We start from the raw sequence: 22,723 nt of genomic DNA on the forward strand, positions 1-22,723 counted from the left end.
CGGCTCACATACTCATAACGGGGGCGTCCTCGTCCATAGGGGGAGGCGGCGCGTCATAGGATTCCTCAAAAGGGAGGTCGCCGTCCAGCAATTCTTCCAGCTCATCCTTCTGGTTGGGATGCTGGCGCTCCTGCTGCTCCATTACCATCTCGTAGGAGTTGAGAATTTGGCTGTACAGCGCGTCCCGGGCTTCCTTGGTGACGGGGAAGAATACGGAGGAGGTCATCTCCGTGCCGTTTTTGATGTAGCTGCGCTGAGGCTCCTTGACGAACAGGCCATTCTTGGAGTCATAGATCCGGAACCCCTGGACAGCGAAGCTCTTGGCAATATTGACGTTGGCGGTGGCCAGCAGCTTGGTCCTGGGCTTGGAGATGGGATAGATCCGCACGGTCATGGGCGGCACCCAGTCCGCGGGGTCTTGCGATTCGTAGGGGCCGTTTGACTCCGCTGTGCCCAGCGTGGCCTCCCGCTGGGGTTCATCGTACTCGATGTCGATATTCTCTTTTCTGGTTGCCATAGTGTCTCCTTTCTCACTGTAAGTGGAAGTCGGCCAGCAGGGCCGCCAAAAGCCGGTACTGCTGGCTCAGAGGTAGACGGCGGAACGCCTCGGTGAAGATGTCACCGGTGAGGTCAGGTTCCTCCGCTTCCTCCGGTTCGTACACCTCCATCCGGGTGATGACCACCCGGTCAGGCGGGTCGGCCTCAAACAGCAGCACGTCCCCGGCGCCGAAGTCCAGCTCCTTCCGGATGGGCCAGGGGATGGTGGTGCGCCCTCTCTTTCCCAAAATTCTCAATACAGTCCGTTCCATAGTATTTTCCTTTCCTCCGCCGCAGGCTCAAAAAGGTAGAGCTGGGCCTGGGCAGATTGCCTTGTGTCGTAGTTGGAGATGAGCACTTCCTGGTAAACGGCGCCGCCCTCGTACCGCTGGGCCATGTTGTTGATCCGGTCCACCTGCTCAATGAAGATGCCGGGCTGCTGGTACAGCTCCAACACCTCCGGGCACAGGTTGTAGGACAGCAGCCACAGCCCCTGGGCGCCCAGCAGGATGGCCGCCAGCCGGGCGTGGTCTTTCCGAAGAAAGATATTGCCTGGGTAGTAATCCTCTGTAAAAACGTAGGGCGGGTCAAGGTAGAAATAGGTATTGGGCGAATCGTACCTTTGGAAGATGACACCGAAATCTTCTTTTTCCAAGGTGACGCCCTGGAGCCTGCCAGCGACCCGGTCAATGGCTGGGAAGCCCGCCCACATACTCCGGGCCACAGGGCTGAACTGTTTTCCATTGCCGGCGTAGCTTTGGCGGACGACTTGGTAGAAATCCGCCGCCCGCAGGATATCATCTTTATAGGAGAATTGGGCCAGCCGCCGCTGGGCAATTTTGAAATCCTCCCGGCTGTGCATGACGTACAGGAGCCGGTCTTTCAGTTCGTCTGGGTGCTCCCGAACAACGCGATAGAGGTTAATCAGGTTGCCGTTGGCGTCGTTGAGTACCTCACGGACGGAGCGCTCCTTGTTGAGAAGAACGGACCCGCCGCCCCCGAACACTTCCACGTAAATCATATTTCGGAATCCAGGGGGAAATCTTTGAAGGATAGTTGGGTAAAGGGCTTGCTTGCCGCCCACCCAGGGAATAATGGATTGAATAGTTCATCACCACCTTTGTCAGTTGATTGCTAAGTAGGGTTAGTTCATCGTCATGCCCGGGGATTCCTCCTGCTGGGGCACCACCCGGAAGTGGTCTTTTCCGATTAAGAGGGAAAGGCTGCTGCCGTTGTCCCAGTTCACCAGGAGTGCGGGCTGGTCGTCCACACCCACCACCGTGCCTTTCATGCCGGGCTTCAAGTGTTCTTCCTCATTGCAAAGGGAGACAACTTCCACCCGGGTGCCGGGCGGGTATTGCTTTCTCATGCGCTCTACAAAATCTCTGTGGTACAACAAATATATCACTCCCATCTTGCTTCAAATTGAATCCGGCTGGCCCGCTCCACACCAAAGGCCCGCATGGCCAAGGCGGTGCAGAGAATCATGTAGGATTTCATGGAAAGCAGCGCCGGGTCCGTGATTTCCATGAGCTGGATGTTTCGAGTGCCGCTCATAATGTCCTTAGCAGCGGCAAAGTAGACGTAGCTGGTCCCCGTGAGATTCTTGGGCCGCATCTCGTCCACATACACCCGCCGGAGGCTGACCTGGTCCCGCACCTGGTTCCACAGGTTGCCGTCCGCCGTGAACAGGTACAGGGCGGCAAGCAGGGGCCGGCTGATGCTTTCGGGCCGCATGGCGGCCTCTTTCTCAAAGGTGTGCTGGTGGCGTTCATCTCGGTAAATCATGGCGTGTGTTTCCTTCCTTTCTTTTTCTGCGTCCAGTTCGACCTGGATGCGGTCGGCCTCTGGAGCGTCCGGCTTGAAATTTGGCTGGTGCTTCATGAAGCGCTCGAAGAACTGGTCTGTGGGTTTGGTGGTGAAGAGGGGCATGGGCTTTCTCCTTTCATCGGAAATAGAAAAAGGGCGACCTGATTTTCTTCAGATCGCCCTGGAAAAAATATTTTGTTGTGGGAAAAAGAAAAAGGCCGGAGTCGAAAGTTTTCTTTCGATTCCGGCCTTGGCCCGGCACATATTCTGTTAGGTGATGGTTTTACGTGGGTTCGAATCCCTTCGAAGGTTTTCCACATCATTCAAAAACGTCACGCTGTGACGGGCCTTTTTCGGCCCTGAAAACGCGAAAAAAGCCCGGAATTCCGGGCTTTTTTCGTACTTGCATCATTTTTGGCAAGTAAACCTGGCAGGGGCAGAAGGACTTGAACCCTCGGCACGCGGTTTTGGAGTGGATGTGGGAGGAGCGCACCAGAGAGCGGAGAAGAGGCAATGTTGCCCACTTTTTCTCGCAAGCTGGAAAACAAGCGATGCTGATTTGGTGCTGCGAGGAAATAGCTTTGATGACAAGTAGACCGTGATTACGTAAATAAGGAAAGAGAAGATTTGCTGTGCATTGCATCATCAATGAGAACATTCTATTGTGTGTTTATATAATGATTTACTATACCGTTTTAGAAAAGTGTAAGAGTATATAGGAACTTATGTTATTAAGAGACCTACTTATCTGTTTTTAATCTGAGAATGCCATCTGTGTGTTTATAGTTACCTTCATTTTTCTTGTGCTTCCAAGTGAGGGGGCGGAATATTGCCTTGCAAAATATGGAACAGCAGTGTGCGGAATGATGAATTTTTGCAGACTTTTATCTTAGCTTTAAAGTCTTTCGCTTTATGTGTTTGGTGCATTCACACTTTTGCGAATTTTGTTTCCTCTTTTTATAAGCTTCTCTTGTGAATCTAGAAACCGAGCATATTCCATGCCGCAGGTAGCCTGTGTTTTCAGCTCAGAATATAGACTGTCTGTATTTTTGTTTAGAAGCGCATGTATCACTTCATTTCGGTAGCTGCACCACTGCTCAATTTTATCTAAAATGCTTAAAAAGACAGCAATATCTAGACGTTCACATTGGTGTTTAAGCGCGCATAGATAGGGAGTTTCAAAGCGACTGCGCTCTGTGGTACTTGCCCATCGGAGAATACAACGAACTACTTTGAGTTTACTATTCATTTTAGCGGCACTTATTGTGAGCGCTTCTTCAGGATCTTTGTATTTTTCAACAATAGACGAAAAGTATGGTTTCGTTTTCTTCCAGATTTTTAAAGTTTTACGGTTTGCTATAAAAGCCATATGATATAGTATAGCATATAAACGGTCTTCCAGCATAGCATAATCGATAAGAAGTGCCTCCAAATAAAATTCTCCACGAATCGCTTTGTTGTAACGGGTCATTTGTTCTGAATACGTTCTTTGTTTGTCCTTGGCGCTAGAAACCGGTTTTATCATTCGCGTGTCCATATGGACCTCCTTGTTTCACGTATTGAGATGATTGGGGCTACAACATGATAAACCATGATAAACATAGAAAAGCGTATGTTCACAAGACTATCTTAGGTACTGGCAGCCATCATTCGCATCTGCTTAAAAATAGCTTCAAGGTCATCTTTGCTAGTGGGCATAGCTTCTAGAATCTTATGATCGATTGCTTTTAACATAGTTTCTTCTTTTTCATTAAGACGAGAATAAACTGCTCTATCTAGGGACCAAGGTCCGTCTTCTATCTGGTATTCCATTTGTAGAAAGGTATACTGTGTGTATTGCCCCTTTGGTAATCCAAGACGGTGAATACGATCTTTCGATTGAAGCAAGTGAACCAGATTATAACTGTATTCGTAATAAATTGCATCGTGACATACAGAGTGCAAGGAAACAGATTCAGCTAAGGTGTGGGGATTGGTAAGCAGAACTTGAATACGTCCTGAACGGAAGTCACTTAAAATCTGTTGTCTTTCCTCCAAGGGAATTGCACCGTAGATACAGCGAGTGTTGACGCCTTCTTGTTCTAGCGTAGTAGAAAGTTGTTCGATTGAATCAATAAAGATACACCAGATAATTACTGGTTTCCCTGCTTTTACTAGAGAGAGGGCTGTTTCTATACATTTGAGAAATTTTGCGGAAGGGGGGCACTGTGTAATAAGTTCTTGAACTTCGGCGCTATAATCGAAGAAGTCGATCTCATGCACAGGCTTGGTATCGTCCAGCAGATATTCAAAATCACGCAAGTCTAATTGGCTCAATAGCAATTTGGGATTACTTTCTAGCTGGAGAATACGAAGGAAAAGCGCCAATGCATTATTACGATATTTCATCTGTAAAAGAGATAAAAGACGTTCTGCTTCTTTACTTGCAGGACATACTACTAACTTGTCCGGATTGGCAGGTGGTACATCCAGTTGGAATTTTGTTGTGCGGCAAAAGAAAGGACGAAGATTGTTATTTATAACATCCACTTCGGCCGAAGAAGGTGCTTTCAGTACGGAAGTAGGAAACCCAAACATTTCCTCATATTCATCTGGAAAAAGAATGTGGAGCAGGTTGTAAATATCTATATACCCATTTGGAATCGGGGTACCAGTCATAGCGACCAAAGTGGAAGCGGACTTGGATAGCTCAAGTGCTGCACGAGCGTATTCGCCCCCCACTTTTTTTACCTTATGAACTTCGTCAAAGACAAGGAGAGTGTCTCTTTGTACTAGCTCACAAAGGTCTGCTAGCACACTGCCAGCTAGTTCGTAGTTGACCAAAATCAGATTCCTATTTCCGGCATCATAGCGCAAAGCTGTTTGACGAGCCGTTGCATTGGGATAACAGGAATCCTGCAGATTTAGAACTTTAAGAGGGTCACGGTTTCCGAAGGTGGCAGTAAATTCATCTATCCAAGAACCAAAAGCGTTTTTGGGGCAAACTACCATGATTCGTTGAACCAGGCCACTGTGTTTCAGATGTGCATACACTCCGAGTACAGAAGCGGTTTTGCCAGATCCAGGCACTGAAAAATTGGCTGAGCGACGCATAGAGCACATAAAAAAGGAGTCCCACATTTGCTGTTCCCGCAGTGGGCGAATCATGGAGGAGTTCACTATATCTTTATAGGCTTGGAAAGTTACTTCTAATTTAGATGAATGGTTTTGAATCTCAATACCTAGCTTAGCTCGCTGGGTCAAGAAATTTTCCCTATGATTTATGTACTGCTCCAGAGATGAGGAAATTTGAAGCGATACTTGGCGCTTCTCACATTCTTTTTTGCAGAGTGCAATGATACGTTTAAAATCGAGATAGGTAAGTGAAAGCTTGGCCACGAAGACATCATCTTCTTGACCAGAGAAATAACGGCGCAAAGATAATTTAAAAAAACTGCTAGTATACAGTTTTTGCGCTTCTCCTGCTGGCAGGACTAGCCGAAGTCGGTCTGTGTAGTCTAAAAACCAGTTGATCATGGGAGATTCTCCTTGACTTCAGCAAGAGTTTGTTCCAATAAGTCGAGTTGATGGTGCATCCGTTTTAGTTCACTATCATTAAGTTTTAAGAGAATATTGGTGTCAATGCTCTCAAGAAAATTTGTCGCTTTTTCTACAAGTTGAATGGGACGATTCCGAGTTTCGGTTTTCTTAGAGCGGGCAAGATACTTGTCCATAGAGCGTTCCAGACTATCGGTAAACTCTTCATTTGTCCGGATAGTATCACGAATGACATCAGTGTTCATCTTCTGTGCTGAAGGCAATGTATCGATAACTTGGGCGGCGATTTCATGTTGTTCATTTAGAAAATCAGATTGATAATCACTTCCAATAATATTTTTAAATCCGCGGATGAAACGAGCCATGTCGCCGGCGGGCCGAACAAGAATATTGGTGAAAACACTGTTTTTGAGTTCTTCTTTTTCATCCTCTGTGCGGCACTTGTGTAATAGTTTTTGAAGTTCCTCCAGTGTGGAGTAAATTGTCAATTCCCGAGCAATATAAAATTGTTCGGGAGCGTTGATAAACTCGAGAAATTCTACCATCAATTGCGCTAGTTCTACACGTTTTTTAACCTCGTTTTCCGTTTCGTTTGTACTTCTGGCATACTCGCTGACGGAAAGCAAATTAGTGCTAAGTATATCAGTATAGATACCGACTAATCTTTCAATTGGGTCGTAGTCTACTTTGCTTTCCTCACCATGTTGAATGCTTAATTCTAAGATTTTTATTTGTTTGGAATTGTTTTCGATGCTTCTATCGAGAATAACAGCTTCGAAGTAGCCAAAGCGTTCCTCAGTAGCAGCAAGCTGCCGTAGACAAGTAAAACGACGGTTTCCATCAATAATTCTGCCGTCAGAAAGTACTACGCCAGGTTCCCGTTGATCAGTCATTTTAATGTTATTTTTTGTTTTGCGAATCGCATCGGGATTGCTCTCTACAATAAATTGTTCAATGATATTGTTGTAATTTTCGCGGTCTGTTGGATCAGGTGCGCAGCCATTATGTTGAGATCGATATTGGCTTATCCAAGTGGCGATGCGGTCGTTTTGGTCATTGAAATAAAGTTGATCCAGCTTAATTTTGTAGACCGGATAGGTTTGGGTGATACCGTCAATGGTCAGTTTGCGCGTTAAGTTTGTTTCAAATATGATATGTTTTTCGAGCCCATCTTTTAAAAGGTGCATGTTTATACCTCCTCAAAATATGTGTCATAGTCAATATAGGCTGCTTCCATTATCTCATCATAGTAAAGAGTGGAGGAACGGACAATTGATATAAGATTATAAATATCTATATGAATATTGTAATGCTCTTCAAGTAACTCGCAAAGGTCAAAGATATCCATTTTTCCAGTTGGTTCTAACAACCACTGCAAAAAATCAATAAATAAAAATGCTTTTTTTCCACGACGAAATAATCTCGTTTTACCAATTTTATAGTGTGAAAAATGTTCTTTGTCTTTCGCTAGAATAGATGAGAAAAACCATTCATCAAATCCAGTTTCCTCCAGAAAATGTGAGAAACCATCCTGCTGGAGAGAGGTTATGGTAAAATAGTCTCCACTGGGGATTTTCTTTGCAACAGAAGCAGAATAGTCCTCTAAATCCAAGGCGGAAATACCGTTACGGTTAAGTCGCCGAATATGAATGTACTGCTGGGGAAGATATTCAATGAGTTCTCGCTTTGCTTCTAACTCGTAAATAGTATTGTGAATATTGTTATAAAAAGATTTGCCGCCTTTTTCAATAACTGGCCTTATATCAATTAAATCATTTGCAGCTAGTAAATGATAAAAAAAGTCAGAGGCATTGGAAAAACGATTTGATACAATGTAGTCTATATAGACATGAAACCCGAGATTTTTTAAGGTGAAAGAATTGATAAAGGCTAAATTTCCGTCTGGATATTCCCGGAGATAAATTTGCTTGACTTCTGACAGTGTATAGATATCCTCTGTAAGGAGCTGTGCAATCCGCTGATGCTGGTTTTCTGGTAAGGCCGGCAGGTCAATTCGGTAGATGCCATTGTAGAAGAAACAAGTGATACAGGTAAAGTAATTTGCTAAAGCAGTGTCCCAACGGACTCCGTAAAGTTCTTCGTACTTTTTTGCCAACTCGGTATTTGCAATGGGAGCGCATTGCATTAAAAGGTCGATCACTTGTTGATCTCTGTTGGGTGTGCCAATCACAATTGTGGGCATCCTCTTAAAGTGGATTTTTGACTCAGAAGCGGTAGATAAGATTTTCTTCAAGAGATTATGTAGCTCATATTCATCGTGAATATCGTATTCTTCCATCAACTCTGGATTGTCTCGAAACAACTTAAGTGAGGAAAACTCAATGTTTTCATACTGATCTAAAGCTAAGGTTTCTATTAAATTTCTGTAGTCATATTGGATAATAGGGTAGTAGCGGAAACGGTGACCTCGGCTCCAAAGAACATAATCATTTTGACTGAGCTTGTTTTCATAAGTTCGTTTGTCAATTGCAAGCTTGGGTTCATCTGCTGCACCAATGGTTTCTAAAAGCAAATAATACCACTGTAAAAACTCTTCCATTGTGGTCAATTCTTGGCAATATGTTTGCACAACATATTGTACTAACGAGAAAGTCTCTTTTTTGATGCGCACTCCATTTATTGTGACGTATTGTCGGTAGATTGCGCGCTCTGCCTTTCGACGAAAAGATTCAGGAATACTAGTGTCAGTTAAAATAGCATCGAGAGGCATTCGCTGGTTGTTTTTACTCGATCGCACTATTATCAGATAGTTATAAACCTCTGGAGGCTCATCAAAGGCTAAATGAAATTCTTCATAGGAGAACTCATATCGCTCGAATAATGGAAGATAGCAATCTTCGCGAAGTTTCGGCCGTCTAGACAGCATAGTATTTATTATTTGTCTTACACGTTCTTTGCTGATTTGAAGGAGCTCTCCAATTTGCTCCAGAGTTTCTCCGTGAAGCCTTGCCAGTAATGTTGCGCGTTTCTGGTTGTCCGAAAAGCTTTGTGCGTATTCTACTATCGTGGGAAAGCGCAACTGTATATATTCCCCTTGCAGTAAAATTTTTTTCTGACTCTCTAATTCCGACAGTAGACTATCCAGAACTTCTCTGGGGGTTTTAGAGGGCATAACTGATAAAAGCGTGGAGATATTGGTTCCGGATTCATGTACATCTAAAAGTCGAAGAATAGCCTGGATACTTCCCTGATGAATTTCTGGACATTCCCAAAGATAGGGGATCAATTCTTTTTCAGATAGTTCTGGATGCTCCCTTTGACAGATAACCATTTCTTTCAGAATTATGGCGTTACTTATAGCAGTAAAGCGGGAAAGTTCAGAAACAAAACCATCCAGCGGATGATCTTCCCTAGTTTCAAAGTCTAATTTTTGCAATAGTTCTTGACGCTTTTCAAGAATAACTTCGATTGTTTTTGCGCCTACATTACGTAGCCGCATAAGTTCCTCTGGAGTGGTGCTTACTAACTGCGCTCCAGTATTAATTCCCCCTTTAATCAGCGCGTTTACTGCACGTACATTAAGTCCCATTCGTTCTACATAGATTGTATTTAGTTTTGAGGAAGCATCTGAAAGGGTTCCGTCCAGCGAATCATCTTCCCTAGTTTCAAAGTCAAATTTTTGCAATAGTTCTTGACGCTTTTCAAGAATAACTTTAATTGTTTTTGCTCCTACATTACGTAGCCGCATAAGTTCTTCTGGAGTAGTGCTTACTAACTGCGCTCCAGTATAAATTTCCCCTTTAATCAGTGCGTTTACTGCACGTACATTAAGTCCCATTCGTTCTACATAGATTGTATTTAGTTTTGAGTAAGCATCTGAAAGGGTTCCGTCCAATGGTTGATGAAATCTATTCTTTGTGCGCTTTGAAAACTCTTCAAGATAATCTCCTGCTGCTGGAGCTGAAGAGAGATTGTTTTCTTTTGGGAGAATTGGACGTTGGTCTGAATCTACTAGAACGAAATCTCCCAAGCCGTTGCGCAAATGTTCCAATGTGCTAACTAGTTCATGAATAGATTTGTTGCCAAGGCTTGGGAAATTTTTCCATTCATCAGGAGAAACATCAAGAGCCTGTCCAACGGTTTCTATTCCGTTACGACGAAGACAATTGTAAATTCGAGCGGGCAAGGAGAGGACGGAAATGCTGTCCTCAGGTGTTACATACGTCATAATAGATGATTCCTTCCTTTTAAAATTAGCAATATCTACTAATTTTACTTTATTTTGTCTAAACTCCCTTGAAAAAACGAAGATGAAGTTGGAAAACTTGATAATGCAAAGCAAGAACTGCCTAATTGAAGAAAGCTGTATTTCAAGTATCTAAATTACAACAAAATTTGGTATATGTAACAAAAGTTTCCGTAGACAAGTCTTGAATTATTATATGATTTACAAAAATTGTCGGGTGTTTCCTTGCTTATGACAATTATATTGGAGAAGAAAAGCAGTGTCAAGTTCTTGTTAACAAACTCTTTGACCTAACTATATAGCCCGTGCGGATGTTTTGTTGGCAATCCATTCAGCTAGAATATCTTACCTCCAAATTTGCAGGAGGTAAACAAGGAAAAGGACTTTGGCAAGCAAACTTCTAAAACGGGAAAGAGAGACTGAAATAATATGGAAAGACTTGCAAACAAAAACACCGGAGGGGAAGATTTTTTCTTTTGCCCAATGCCATTTTCACACTGGGCCATTACTCAGGTGAGATGACGGTCTATGCCTACCTGATTTTCTGTGAGGACAGGAAAACGCACCAGTGCTGGCCCAGCATCGGACGCATAAGCCAGCACACCGGAATGAGCGCCAACACGGTTGCAAAGTACGTTCGACAGCTGGAGGAAAAATGCCTTATCGATGTAGAACCAACCAAGGTGCGCACTAAAACCGGCGAGGTGAGGAACGGGATACTGCGATTTACCATCCGTCCCATCCAAGAGGCGGTAAATTACAAGCTGGAGAAGGACTTGGCAGCTTTGCCAGACCCGAAGCGTACTAAGAAACGGCGGTGAACCCAAACTCGGTCCTGTGTGGCCCTGTGTGCGGTTTTGGAGGCCAGGTAGGGGAACGACACCACCGAAGCCCCAGACCGGCCCTGTTGAAGCCGTGTGAGCCAGTTGTGAGCAGCAGTTGCCAAAGGCAACTGCCTAGAGAAGCCCTCGGATACGAAGTATCCGTCTTTTCCTACGGAAAAGCACAGGGCTTCTCTCTGGTGAAAATTCAAACAAAAGGGGCAGAGAGCAGGCAGAAAAAGAAAATCAGACCCAGCAAGGCCCGCAAAGGCAGCGCATTGGAGCACGGGATAACTTCGATGGATGCAGAATCCTCCCCAACTAAAAAATGGGTTTGGAGAGGGCTGTGGGCAACGTACATTGTTGAAATATTAGGCAGTGAAAAGAGGGTGTGAAAAAGGAGCAGGTGAAAGGGTAGGCGCCTAAGAACGGCGCCTACCCGGGCTCACAGTGGCCGGCAGAGCCGACCACTCCGGGATTTTTGCAAGGCGTCAATTTTCCGATTTTTAGGGGTCGGTTTTGGGGCCTTGGCGTCAAACTGGGTGTCGTGAATGCCAGATTTTCCCAGTGTAGAGCCATTCTCTACGGTGTCAAGATAGGGGTTGTGACAGTTTCCTGCCTTCAGCAGGGCAAGCAGAGCGCCTGGCTGTCCGCCAGGCACATTTAAGCGGGGTTAAGCCCCGTGGCCCCCTTATTTAGCAACCAAATTGCTGAGTAAAAATGCAGCTTAATAATCCAACCAGGTTGCCTATTTTTTCTTCTGTCCAAAAACTGTGGCCACCTCAAAAATTGCGGTAGAGTAAACAAAGAATAGGCCCAAAGAAATCTCCCCGCCCAAAGAGGATGTAAAACCACCAAAAGGCGGAGAGTTTTTTCTCCGCCCGGTTTGGAACATTGAGCTGGACATAGGTCAGCCCTTTAGAGTAGTGTTGGTGGTTAAAGAAAGGGGGCAGCAAGATGCCGAAAAAGAGATTGACCACTAACGGTAACGTATTCCGTCGAACAGACGGAAGATGGCAAAGCGTCATCTGGTACTTCGATGAACACGGAGAGAAGAAACGAAAAGTGTTCTCCAGCAAAACCAAGACAGAAGCACAACAGAAAATCACCAACTACATTGCCCAGTTCAATGAGGAAGTGCGTAACTCGGACGAGTCACAGAAAACGCTCAAGGACAGCCTGACCCATTGGCTGCAGGTTTTCAAATTCCCCTCGGTGGAGCGCACCACATACGACAGGCTGGAATGTACCGCCCAGCACCAGGTGTTCCCGCTGATTGGGGACAAGATGGTGGGGGACATCACCGCCGCCGACCTAAAATCCGTGCTGAACCATTGGATGGAGCAGGGCTACGCCTACACCACCGTGAAGAAAGTGCATATCCTCTTGAACGAGTATTTCCGCTACCTTACAGAAGAGAGTTTCATCCAAAAGAACCCCATGCAGAGCGTCCCTATGATGAAGAAAGCAAACTTCTTAGCCGCCCAGGACAAGGAGTTTGTGCCAGAGCAGGAGGCCGTGACAGTGTTCACCTCAACCGAGATTGCCAAATTCAAGCGGGAAGCATTTGCTACATTCTCCAACGGCAAACGCAAATACCAACAGGCAGCGGCCTACATCCTCATGCTCAACACGGGCTTGCGGACGGGGGAACTGCTGGGCCTCCTCAACAGTGACATCGACTTAGAGCACCGAGTCCTCCATCTGGAGCGTGGAGTGAAAGAGGTCTGGCGCAGGGATGGCCTACAAGCCGAGCCAGGCCGGGATGTGAAAGTTGGCAAGCTGAAATCAGCCACCAGCAAACGTTCGGTACCACTGAACGACACAGCCATCGCCATGATAAAAGATTTACGGCAGGAAGCCTACTTCGGCGAGGACACACCGCTGGTGCCGGATGAGCACGGCAATTACACCCGACCCGTGAATTTCAGAAAGCGTTACTACCGCATTTTAACAGCGGCTGGCATAGAAAAAAAGGGCCTGCACAGTTTACGGCACACGTTTGCCTCCAGCTTGGTGAACGGCATCAAGCAAGAGGACGGCACAATAAAATCCTTGACCCCCAGACAAGTAGCAGATCTGCTGGGCCATAGCACCAGCCAAATCACAGAGTTGTACTACGTTAAAAAGGACACCTCTCGTTTACATGGTATCACGGACGGCTTTAACTTGTGAGCACTATGCGGCAGGTTGCACAAAAACCAGGACAAAAATTTTGCGGCAAGAAAACAGCGAAAAAGAGAAAAACGCACCCGATTCAGCCAGAAAAAGGCGAAACCGGGTGCGTTTTGGGTGCTGGAGGGGATGGGAACGGTTGCGAACAGGTGCGAACGGATAGAAAAGACCGGAAAGCTAGGAGGAAATCGTGGGACGGACTTGTCTCGCCACAGGCGACCAGCGCCCCACGACACGCACCGCAGGCGGGCCTGCGGGCGCACCTCGTTGCCAAATCCTACCGCACACTAACGAAAAAGTCAGGTACCGCACAAGCGATACCTGACTTTTTTGGCAGGGGCAGAAGGACTTGAACCCTCGGCACGCGGTTTTGGAGTGGATGTGGGGAAGCACACCAGAGAGCGGGGGAAGGGCAGTGTTGCCCGGTTCTCCCAGACAAGTCCCGAAACAGCGGTGCTGGTTTGGTGCTGGGAGGAAATTATCCGAGCCAAAACAGGCGAAAAAGAGCGGAAAATCCCCGCAAAAGCAGGAAACACATTGACTTAAATCGACAACGTCCGTATAATAAAAAATGCCGGGGAAACCCGGCGGGCGTCTGTTGCAGGCAGGCGGTTAGCCACTCCCTTCTACTCAACGCAGAGAGGGGGTGATGCTTATGGGAAACAACCGCGGGGCGAAAGCTCTGCGCTTTGCAATATGCTTGGTCATCGCCTTGGCGCTGGCCATAGTGTTTGCCCCAAAAGCGTGTTGACCGCTCGGCTGGCATCCGAACGGTCAACATAGATCCAAAAATCTTTGTCTGACCAGGGGCTAACCGCAAACTGCAACAGCGCCCTTTCTGTCTTTATTATACTCAGCAGGCAAGCCACTGTCAACCGGCAGCCGGACCAGAAATAAAAATTCCCCGCAGCTGTTTCCAAACAGTGTGGGCTGTGGTACAATGTAGGGGAAAGGCATTGCCCACCCCAAACAGTTGAAGCGAAAAGGCCATGGCCTTTTCTGTTGGTAGTTACCAACAGAATTTTAGCCGATTGAGAACGAACACACACCTACACCCCCACCGGGGTACCCAAAGGAGGCAATTCATGCGGCGATTTACCCACACATTCCCCCAGCGTATCAGCGCGTTCCTCTTGTGCCTGGCCCTGCTGGTGGCCCTGCTGCCCACCACCGCGTTTGCGTTGGACGGCGACAATACCATCATGCTGGGGACAAGCGGGATCAAAGACCCAACAGCAGAGGGAAATACATACTACACCCCAAACAGCTATATCTATTTTGGCGTGAACGAGTCAGAGCCAATTAAGTGGCGGGTGCTGGACGCGGACAAGGCAAATAATGGCACGACAAGCGGAATGTTCCTGCTGTCGGAGTATCTGTTAGGAGACACTCAATTTGATGACAGTTCAAATGTATGGCAGGGCAGCGACGCACAGAAATGGTGTACAGACTTTGCGTCCAATTCGTCCAACTTTTCCACAGCGGAGCAAAGCGCCATGCAGGGCATTGCAAAGGAGGACAGCAGCGAAACTCTATATTCCGTTCCTTGGGGCGCAAGCAGCTTGACGGAACAGGATAAGATGTTTTTCCTGTCTGCCCGGGAACTGACCGATTATGTAGGAGATTATGATGGCGCACCGGGACTAAGTGCAACAGACACCGAGCAGATCGCGGGCTATTGGTGGCTCCGCTCTCCCTACGCCTACCTTACGTCCTATGCGGGCCTCGTCATCGATATCGGCGACGTGTACTTCCGCAATGTGCCCTACGACTGGGCTGCGCGCCCCGCTTTTAACTTAAATCTGAACTCTGTCCTCTTCACATCTGCCGCCGAAGGCGGCAAATCTACCGCCGCTGCAAGCGGCGGTAATCAAGGCGGCGTAGGCGCCGACGCGATTTTTGAAATTAACGATACGGATACCAACGAGTGGAAATTGACCCTTTTGGACGACAACCACAAAAACTTTAGTATTTCTGACGCGAAAAAGGAAAACAATACCGTATCGTTTTCCTACAATAACGCACAGACCGGGACGAATGAATATATTTCCGTTGTAATCGAGGATAAGGGCGAAATCACCCATTACGGGCGCATTTTGAAGCTGGACGATACGACCAATGGCGCAAACGGAAGGGCAAGCCTTGCGCTGCCTGAAGGTGTGACCTTGGACGAGAACACAAAGCTGTATGTATTCAACGAGCAGTACAACGGCGATAAAATGACCGATTATGCCAGCCTGCTTTGGGAATTTGACACCACCGCACCGACGCTTTCCAACGGCTCGGCTACCCGCACCGGCGAAACCACCGCCACCGTGAAGTTTATCAGCGACGAGGCGGGCGAATATTTCTATGAAGTCGTGGAAAGCGGCACGACCGCCCCGACCATCAACACCGCCGGGACGGGAACTTCCTGCGCCAGCGGCGAGAATACCATTTCCCTTACAAGCCTTTCGGGTGCGGGCGCAAAAGATATTTACATCGTGGCAAAGGACGCGGTGGGGAATGTGAGCAGTTCGCTGAAAATCACAATACCCGCCATTTATACCCTCACCGTCAACTTGAACGGCGGCAGCGGCAGCACAGCCGACGGTGAATATACCGAGGGCACAGCTGTCCCGATCGACGCAGGCAGCCGCAGCAATTACCGCTTTGCTGGTTGGACTTCCTCAAATGGCGGCAGTTTTGCCAGCGCTTCCAGCGCAAGCACCACCTTTACCATGCCCGCAGCCGATACCACCATTACGGCGAACTGGCAGTACGACTCGCCCTACATCCCGCCCAGCAAGCCCAACTGGACCAGTGTGGCCCGGAAGCTGGCAAACGCCCAGCCGGGAGACACGGTGACCGTGAAAATGAACGGCGAGACGGAAGTTCCCGGCGAGGTGTGGGAGACCATCGCGGGCCGGGACGTGACCGTCATTCTGGATATGGGCGGCAATGTCTCCTGGACGGTGGAGGGCAATGACGTTCCCACCGCCACCCACTTTGCGGATATGGACTTCGGCGTGGATCGGAACACCACGGGCATTGACGTGGATGTGATCAACGCCATCACCGGCGAAGTGAGCAGCGTGCAAATCACCCTGGCCCACGACGGGGAGTTTGGCTTCGCCCTCACCCTCACCGCACCCTTGGGCCGTGAGAACGCGGGCCGCTGGGCCAACCTCTACCACTACAATGAGGACGCGGAAAGCCTGTCCTATGAGACTTCCGGGGAGATTCAGGAGGACGGCACCGCCAGCCTAAAAATGACCCACGCCAGCCAGTACGCCATCGTGATTGACGAAAAGAGCCACCAGCTGCCCTTCACGGACGTGACCAGCGGCACATGGTACGAAGGTGCCGTGCGCTACGCCTACCTCCACGACATTATGGAGGGGATGAGCGCCACCACTTTCCAGCCCAACGGCACCTTGAGCCGGGCCATGGCCGTGCAGATCTTCTATAACCTGGAGGGCCAGCCGGACATCTCGGATGAGAACCTGGGCTATCCCTACGAGGACGTAAACGCCGAGGAATGGTACGGCGATGCGGTGTACTGGGCCAGGCTCACCGGCGTGGCCACTGGGTATGGGGACGGGACTTTCCACCCCAGTGCCAGCATCACCCGGCAAGAGTTCGCCCAGATGCTTTATAACTACGCCAAGCACAAGGGCTATGACTTAACGGCAGCGGGTGACCTATCCACGTTCCCGGACAGCGGCAGCGTGGCAGATTGGGCGGAAGCAGCCATGTCCTGGGCCAACGGGAACCAGCTCATCAACGGCCACGACGATGGCACCATCGATGCCGCAGGCATTGGAACCAGAGCACAAGCCGCCAGCATCTTGATGCGGTTCGACCAGAACCTGGTGAAAAACTGAATGTTTATGCAAAGGCTGGGAGCAATCCCGGCCTTTTGCATATCAGGAAAAGAGGGTCACCCCCCACGCAAAAGTTGAGCCGCATAAAACAAAGAAAAGGACTTCGCAAAACGAAATTTGAAAAGCGGGAAGGAGGCCAGCTGAAAAAATATGAAAAGGACTTGCAAGAGAAAACCACGGCAGGGAGGATTTTTTCTTCTGCCAAACGAGATCTTTACTCTGGGATTGAGCGCCGGGGAGATCGCTGTGTACGCATACTTGATTTTTTGTGAGGACAGGGAGACACACGTTTGCTACCCTAGCTTCCGAAAAATTGGGGAACGAACCGGCATGAGCCCTAACACGGTGAGGAAGTACATAACCCAGCTGGAGGACAAACGCCTCATCGAAACCCTGCCGACAACGGTGTGGACATTGGACGGCACTGCGAGAAACGGGACGCTGCTTTACACGATTCTTCCCATTCAAGAAGCTGTCAACTACCACCTGGAACGCCAGTTGGCAGGACTGCCGCAAAAGAAGCGCACCAGGAAAAGACGGTGAAACCAAACACGCCCCTGTGTGGCCCTGTGTGCGGTTTTGGAGGCCGGGTAGGGGAACGACACCAGCGAAGCCCCAGACCGGCCCTGTTGGGCCAGCGTAGCCCGGTTGTGAGCGAGCAGGGCGAACCCAACCAAGATGATACCCAGCCCCTCCCCCTTTAGGGGGAGGGGTAAGTTCGTTCTGGGGAGAAATCAAACCCGGCCCTGTGCGGCCTTGTGTGCAGTTTTGGAGGCAGGGTAGGGGAACGACACCACCGAAGCTGCAGACCAGCTCTGTTGAGGCCGTGTGAGCAGCAGTTGCCACGGGCAACTGCCAAGAGAAGCCCTCGGATACGAAGTATCCGTCTTTTCCTGCGGAAAAGCATCGGGCTTCTCTGCATTAAAAACCCAACGAATCAAGTTGAGCGAGAGCCAGCCCTGGTAAAAAGCCACCGGAGGAAACTCTTGAAAGGATGAAAGCTGAAAAATAAAGACCTAGTACCCCAAGAGCATCGTCACAAAAATGTAAGAATAAAAAGCTGGACATATAGAGGTCAGTAGCGGTAGTGTAAAAAGCAGAAAATACCTGCCTTTAGGCAGGGCAAGCAGAGCGCTTGGCTGTCCAGCCTGGCGCAAAATGCGGGGCTAAGCCCCGCCCCCCTCAAAAACTCTTCTTTTCCTCTGTATAAAAAAGGGCGCCCCACCTCAAAATTTGCGCCGCATAAACAAAGAAAAGGACTTCGTAAAACTCCCCGCTCAAGGTAGGTGTAAAACCACCAAAAGGCAGGGAGTTTTTTCTCTATCTGAGTTGAAACATTGATCTGGACATAGGGCAACCCTCTAGAGTAGTGTTGGTGGTTGAACAAAGCACTCGGAAGGAGGAACCGCCAACCATGCCAAAGAAACGTCTCACAACGAACGGCAATGTTTTCAAGCGGACAGACGGAAGATGGCAAAGTGTCATCTGGTACTTTGACGAGCATGGAGAGAAGAAACGGAAAGTATTCTCCAGCAAGACAAAGACCGAAGCCCAACAGAAGATCACCAATTACATCGCCCAGTTCAACGAAGAGGTGCGTAACTCGGACGAATCTCAAAAGACCATTAAAGAAAGCCTAACCCATTGGCTGCAAGTTTTCAAATATCCCTCGGTGGAGCGGACAACATACGACCGCCTGGAATGCACGGCCCAGCACCAGGTGTTCCCTCTCATTGGGGGCAAAGTTGTGGGGGACATCACCGCAGCCGATCTGAAATCTGTTCTCAACCACTGGATGGAGCAGGGCTATGCTTACACCACGGTGAAGAAAGTGCATATCCTCTTGAACGGGTATTTCCGCTACTTAACCGAGGAAGGCTTCCTCCAGAAGAATCCCATGCAGAGCGTTCCCATGATGAAGCGTGCCAACTTCCTGGCGGCCCAAGACAGAGAGTGTGTGCCGGATCAGGAGGCTGTCACGGTGTTTACACCCGTGGAGATTGCCAAGTTTAAGCGGGAGGCCTTCGCCACTTTCGCCAATGGGAAACGCAAATACCAACAGGCGGCGGCCTACATCCTCATGCTGAACACCGGCCTGCGGACGGGAGAATTGCTAGGCCTGCTCAACAGCGATATTGACTTGGAACACCGAATCCTCCACCTGGAGCGTGGCGTGAAAGAAGTGTGGCGCAGGGATGGCTTGCAAGCCGAACCGGGGCGCGACGTGAAAGTCGGCAAGCTGAAATCGGCCACCAGCAAGCGAACCGTCCCGCTGAACAACGCCGCTATCTCCATGATACAAGACTTGCGAAAGGAAGCCTACTTTGGAGAGGACACACCCCTGGTACCTGACGAGTACGGCAACTACACAAGGCCCGTGAATTTCCGCAAACGCTATTACCGCATTTTAGCAGCAGCTGGCATAGAAAAGAAGGGCCTGCACTCACTCCGTCATACGTTCGCATCCAGCTTGGTGAATGGGATAAAGCAGGCGGACGGCTCCATAAAGTCTCTCACGCCTCGCCAGGTAGCGGACTTGCTAGGCCACAGCACTTCACAAATTACTGAGTTGTACTACGTCAAAAAGGACACCTCTCGTCTACATGGTATCACGGATGGATTCAATCTGTGAACGCTATGCGACAAAATGCACAAAAACCAGGACAAAAATTTTGCAGCCGAAAAACAACGAAAAAGAGAAAAACGCACCCGGAAAAGGCCAAAAAGGGCGAAACCGGGTGCGTTTCGGGTGCTGGAGGGGATGAGAACGGTTGCGAACAGGTGCGAACGGATAGAAAAGACCGGAAAGCTAGGAGGAATTCGTGGGACGGACTTGTCTCGGCTGCCGCCTCGGTCGGGCCTGGACGCAGCCCACCGGGCTGCAGGCCCCCACGACACGCACCGCAGGCGGGCCTGCGGGCGCACCTCGCTGCCAAATCCTACCGCACACTAACGAAAAAGTCAGGTATCGCAGAAGCGATACCTGACTTTTTGGCAGGGGCAGAAGGACTTGAACCCTCGGCACGCGGTTTTGGAGTGGATGTGGGAACAGACCACAGCGAGCAGGGGAGGGCCGATGTTGCCCAATTCTCCCAGCCAAGTCTCAAAAGAGCGGTGCTGATTTGGTGCTGTGAGAGAATTTTCGAAGGCAAAAACAGGAAAACGGGCGAAAAAATTTGACCCAGGCCCTTAAAATTCGCGGGATTAGGCCATTTGCAACTTGCGCCGTCATCTGCTACAATAGAGCGAGATTTGATAGGAGATGATTGCTGTGCCGGTTTACCGTGTGGCGCTCTGCGAGGACGAGGCCGTGGAGCGCCGTCAGATTGCCGCTCTGTGTCGGGACATTTTTGCCGCCCAGGGTGTGGAGGCGGAGATCGTGTCCTTTTCCTCGGCGGACGCGCTGCGGCAGGCGGCAGAGGAAAAGCGGGCTGCCTTTGACCTGTATCTTCTGGACATCCAAATGGAGGGCACCACTGGCTTAGAGCTGGCCCAGTGGCTTTACGGCCAAGGCGTCCGGGACCGGGTCATCTTCATCACCGGCAACCCGGAATACGCCCTGGCCGGGTACGAAGCCCACCCCCTTCACTACCTGCTCAAGCCGGTGAGCCGGGAACGTCTGGAGGCCGCCCTGGGCCGTGCGCTGGAGAGGCACGGGGCCCAGGCCATCCTGTTCCAGCGGGGCGGAAAAGCCGTCCCCCTCCCGATGGGGGAAATCCGCTATCTGGAGAGCCGGAACCACGGCGTCATTGTCCACCTCAGAGACGGTGAGCAGAGCTTTGCCATGCCGCTGGCGGAGGCCGAACGGTTATTGCCGGCCGGCGCCTTTCAGCGCTGCCACAAGAGTTACCTGGTCAATCTGACTTGGGTGGAGCGGGCCACCCACGCAGGGGTGCTGCTGAAAGACAGCAGCCGGTTACCCATGAGCCGCACTTTCTATTCCGACTTTCAAAACGCCATCGTGCGCAGGCTGAATACGTAAAAAAAGAGGGGGCTTGCGCCTCCTCTCTTTATTTTTCCGGGAATTGGAGGGCTGTCTGGACGGTGAACCACTCGTCCGTCCAGCTAACGCTCAGGACACTGTCGTACTTCTCCGCCACGGCCCGCATCTGCGCCAGACCGAAGCCGTGTGAGGCTGGGTCCGGTTTCGTGGTCTTCAGCCCTCCGCCCGCATCCGTGGCGACCTGGCCGTCAAAGGTGTTTTCACACAGGATGGGCAGGAACTTTCCCTCCACACGCATCCGGAAACGGATGATTTTCTCCCGGCCCTCCGGGGTGCGGGACGCCCCGTCCAAGGCGTTGTCCAGTATGTTGATCAGCAGGGCGCAGATGTCCTCGTCCGGGATGGGGATGGATTTCGGGATGATCGTCGTTGCCTCGAATCTGACGCCCGCTTCCCTGGCGCGGCCTGCGGCGTCCTGCAGAATGGCGTTGACGGCGGTGTGCTCTGTGAAGCGCGTCGTCTCCTGGCTGGTGTCCCGCTTCCAGGCGGCCACGCAGCGCTCCACGCTCTCCCAGTTCCGCTCCCGCACGGCGGCGTCCAGCACGGCCACCTGGGCGGAAAAACCATGGCGCAGGCTTGCGCTCTCACGCAGCTTGTCCTCCATAGAGCGGTAGTTCTCCATGACCAGCTGGTTTTTCAGCGCCAGCGCCTGGGCTGTCCCCTGGGCGCGGACGATGGACCGGGCCAGATCCCAGGCGGAGAGAGCGGCGCACACCAGCACCAGCCACCAGATCAGCCAGTAGAGGGTGCCGGTCAGGAACCCCCCTTGAAGCTGGGCTGCCAGGAATGAGAGGTATTGGGCCAGATACCCATCCCGCAGATGGGAGACCAGCGCCGCCACCGCCAGCGCCCCGGCGCTCCAGGCGGCAAGGAGCCCCAGGGTTTTCCAGAAGATCCGCTCCCGGTGGAAGAGCAGATACGCCAGCAGAGCCAGGGCGGTGAGCCCTTCCAGCCACGGGCTGGAGAGCGGCCCTTGGAGCGCCTGGGGCAGAAAGTAGGCCCCGTATCCCACCGCCAGCCGGTGAACCGTCAGCAAAACCGCCGCCAGAGTGGGAAGAAGCAGCGTCCAGTTCCGCTTGCCGTGGGCCAGCCCCAGCAGGAACAGCCCCCACAGCAGCACCGCTGCCAGGGCGGAGGCTCCGGCGGCCAGCCCGTAATAGTTGGCGTAGGCGATGGTGCCGGCCTGGTCGGTGGGATCATAGGAGAGCCGCAGTATGGGCGGCACCAGCGCCGTGTCTGACAGCGGGGACAGCTCCATGGCCAGCGTCTCGCCGCCTCCGGCGGGCAGGGCGATTTGCGCCTGGCTCTGGTTCGCGGTGTCTGGTGGCTGGACCGCGGCGGAGCGCCACAGCTCTTGGCCGTCGAGATAGGCGGAAATGGCAAGCCCGGCAGTCTCAAAAATGAGAAACTCCCCGTTCCTCCGGCCCTCCGGCAGGGTCAGGGCATAGCGGTAAGCCTCCCCCGGCTCCAGTTCCGGCGGGAGGGCGGCGGGGTCAAAGGCTGTCTCTGCCCCGTCGGGGGACACCACCGCCCCGGCCTCCCAGGCGGGGTAGGAAAAACCGCTTTCCGCCTGGGTGAACAGATGCAGAAAAACCATCGCTCCGGCGCACACCCCCAGAAAAGCCAGGGCATACAGCGCTTTGCTCAGCCGTTTCACAGGCAACACCTCTTTTTCACTGTCTTTACTTTACCAGATACTGCCGCCAAAGGCAATGCCCAGACCGCCGTCTCTTCCTAACTCGACAGGTTTTCTTCCTAACTGGCTATA

The 22,723-nt window shown here is 50.5% G+C and carries 16 protein-coding genes; 6 read left to right on the forward strand and 10 right to left on the reverse strand.

Annotated features, from left to right (window positions below):
* Window positions 1-4 precede the first annotated feature (4 nt).
* From ODJ80_RS02950 to ODJ80_RS02990, 9 genes are all read right to left on the reverse strand, one after another.
* Window positions 5-517: a SpoVG family protein gene (locus ODJ80_RS02950; RefSeq protein ID WP_263040856.1), complete on the reverse strand. Its 513-nt coding sequence runs from the start codon at window positions 515-517 to the stop codon at window positions 5-7.
* A 13-nt stretch (window positions 518-530) separates the two neighbouring features.
* Window positions 531-809, reverse strand: coding sequence for a type II toxin-antitoxin system PrlF family antitoxin (locus ODJ80_RS02955; RefSeq protein WP_263040857.1), 279 nt, complete (start codon window positions 807-809; stop codon window positions 531-533).
* Window positions 791-1,621 (reverse strand): DNA adenine methylase, encoded by an 831-nt coding sequence (locus tag ODJ80_RS02960; protein WP_263040858.1) that lies wholly within the window; start codon window positions 1,619-1,621, stop codon window positions 791-793. The genes ODJ80_RS02955 and ODJ80_RS02960 overlap by 19 nt, the downstream gene beginning before the upstream one ends.
* A 60-nt stretch (window positions 1,622-1,681) precedes the next feature.
* The gene (locus tag ODJ80_RS02965) at window positions 1,682-1,951 is read right to left on the reverse strand and encodes a DUF4314 domain-containing protein (RefSeq protein ID WP_263040859.1); all 270 of its coding nucleotides are present in this window, start codon (window positions 1,949-1,951) and stop codon (window positions 1,682-1,684) included.
* Window positions 1,942-2,469: a hypothetical protein gene (locus ODJ80_RS02970; protein WP_263040860.1), complete on the reverse strand. Its 528-nt coding sequence runs from the start codon at window positions 2,467-2,469 to the stop codon at window positions 1,942-1,944. The genes ODJ80_RS02965 and ODJ80_RS02970 overlap by 10 nt, the downstream gene beginning before the upstream one ends.
* 787 nt (window positions 2,470-3,256) lie before the next feature.
* The gene (locus ODJ80_RS02975; RefSeq protein ID WP_263040861.1) at window positions 3,257-3,883 is read right to left on the reverse strand and encodes a hypothetical protein; all 627 of its coding nucleotides are present in this window, start codon (window positions 3,881-3,883) and stop codon (window positions 3,257-3,259) included.
* Window positions 3,884-3,975: 92 nt separating this feature from the next.
* Window positions 3,976-5,862, reverse strand: coding sequence for a DEAD/DEAH box helicase (locus ODJ80_RS02980; RefSeq protein ID WP_263040862.1), 1,887 nt, complete (start codon window positions 5,860-5,862; stop codon window positions 3,976-3,978).
* A complete protein-coding gene (locus ODJ80_RS02985; RefSeq protein WP_263040863.1) occupies window positions 5,859-7,070 on the reverse strand; it encodes a hypothetical protein in 1,212 nt (403 codons plus the stop codon). Before ODJ80_RS02985 ends, ODJ80_RS02980 begins: the two co-directional genes overlap by 4 nt.
* Window positions 7,071-7,072: 2 nt before the next feature.
* Window positions 7,073-10,072 (reverse strand): DNA-directed RNA polymerase subunit alpha C-terminal domain-containing protein, encoded by a 3,000-nt coding sequence (locus ODJ80_RS02990; RefSeq protein WP_263040864.1) that lies wholly within the window; start codon window positions 10,070-10,072, stop codon window positions 7,073-7,075.
* 494 nt (window positions 10,073-10,566) lie between these two features.
* On the opposite strand from ODJ80_RS02990, the gene ODJ80_RS02995 reads away from it, so the two are divergent.
* The 6 genes from ODJ80_RS02995 to ODJ80_RS03020 all read left to right on the forward strand — a co-directional run bounded on the left by ODJ80_RS02995 (window position 10,567) and on the right by ODJ80_RS03020 (window position 20,934).
* Entirely contained in the window at window positions 10,567-10,911 is a 345-nt protein-coding gene (locus ODJ80_RS02995) for a helix-turn-helix domain-containing protein (RefSeq protein WP_263040865.1), read from the forward strand.
* Window positions 10,912-11,868: 957 nt separating this feature from the next.
* Complete coding sequence (locus ODJ80_RS03000) at window positions 11,869-13,086, forward strand: tyrosine-type recombinase/integrase (RefSeq protein WP_263040866.1); 1,218 nt, start codon at window positions 11,869-11,871, stop codon at window positions 13,084-13,086.
* A 1,085-nt stretch (window positions 13,087-14,171) separates the two neighbouring features.
* Window positions 14,172-16,952: an S-layer homology domain-containing protein gene (locus ODJ80_RS03005; protein WP_263040867.1), complete on the forward strand. Its 2,781-nt coding sequence runs from the start codon at window positions 14,172-14,174 to the stop codon at window positions 16,950-16,952.
* 150 nt (window positions 16,953-17,102) lie between these two features.
* The gene (locus ODJ80_RS03010) at window positions 17,103-17,495 is read left to right on the forward strand and encodes a helix-turn-helix domain-containing protein (RefSeq protein WP_263040868.1); all 393 of its coding nucleotides are present in this window, start codon (window positions 17,103-17,105) and stop codon (window positions 17,493-17,495) included.
* An 871-nt stretch (window positions 17,496-18,366) separates the two neighbouring features.
* The gene (locus ODJ80_RS03015) at window positions 18,367-19,584 is read left to right on the forward strand and encodes a tyrosine-type recombinase/integrase (RefSeq protein ID WP_263040869.1); all 1,218 of its coding nucleotides are present in this window, start codon (window positions 18,367-18,369) and stop codon (window positions 19,582-19,584) included.
* A 639-nt stretch (window positions 19,585-20,223) separates the two neighbouring features.
* Window positions 20,224-20,934: a LytR/AlgR family response regulator transcription factor gene (locus ODJ80_RS03020; RefSeq protein WP_263040870.1), complete on the forward strand. Its 711-nt coding sequence runs from the start codon at window positions 20,224-20,226 to the stop codon at window positions 20,932-20,934.
* A 28-nt stretch (window positions 20,935-20,962) separates the two neighbouring features.
* On the opposite strand, the gene ODJ80_RS03025 is transcribed toward ODJ80_RS03020, so the two are convergent.
* Entirely contained in the window at window positions 20,963-22,612 is a 1,650-nt protein-coding gene (locus ODJ80_RS03025) for an ATP-binding protein (RefSeq protein ID WP_263040871.1), read from the reverse strand.
* Window positions 22,613-22,723 lie beyond the last annotated feature (111 nt).

Origin of the sequence: Acutalibacter sp. LFL-21, from assembly GCF_025630755.1 — a bacterium.
Lineage (GTDB): Bacteria > Bacillota > Clostridia > Oscillospirales > Acutalibacteraceae > Acutalibacter > Acutalibacter stercoravium.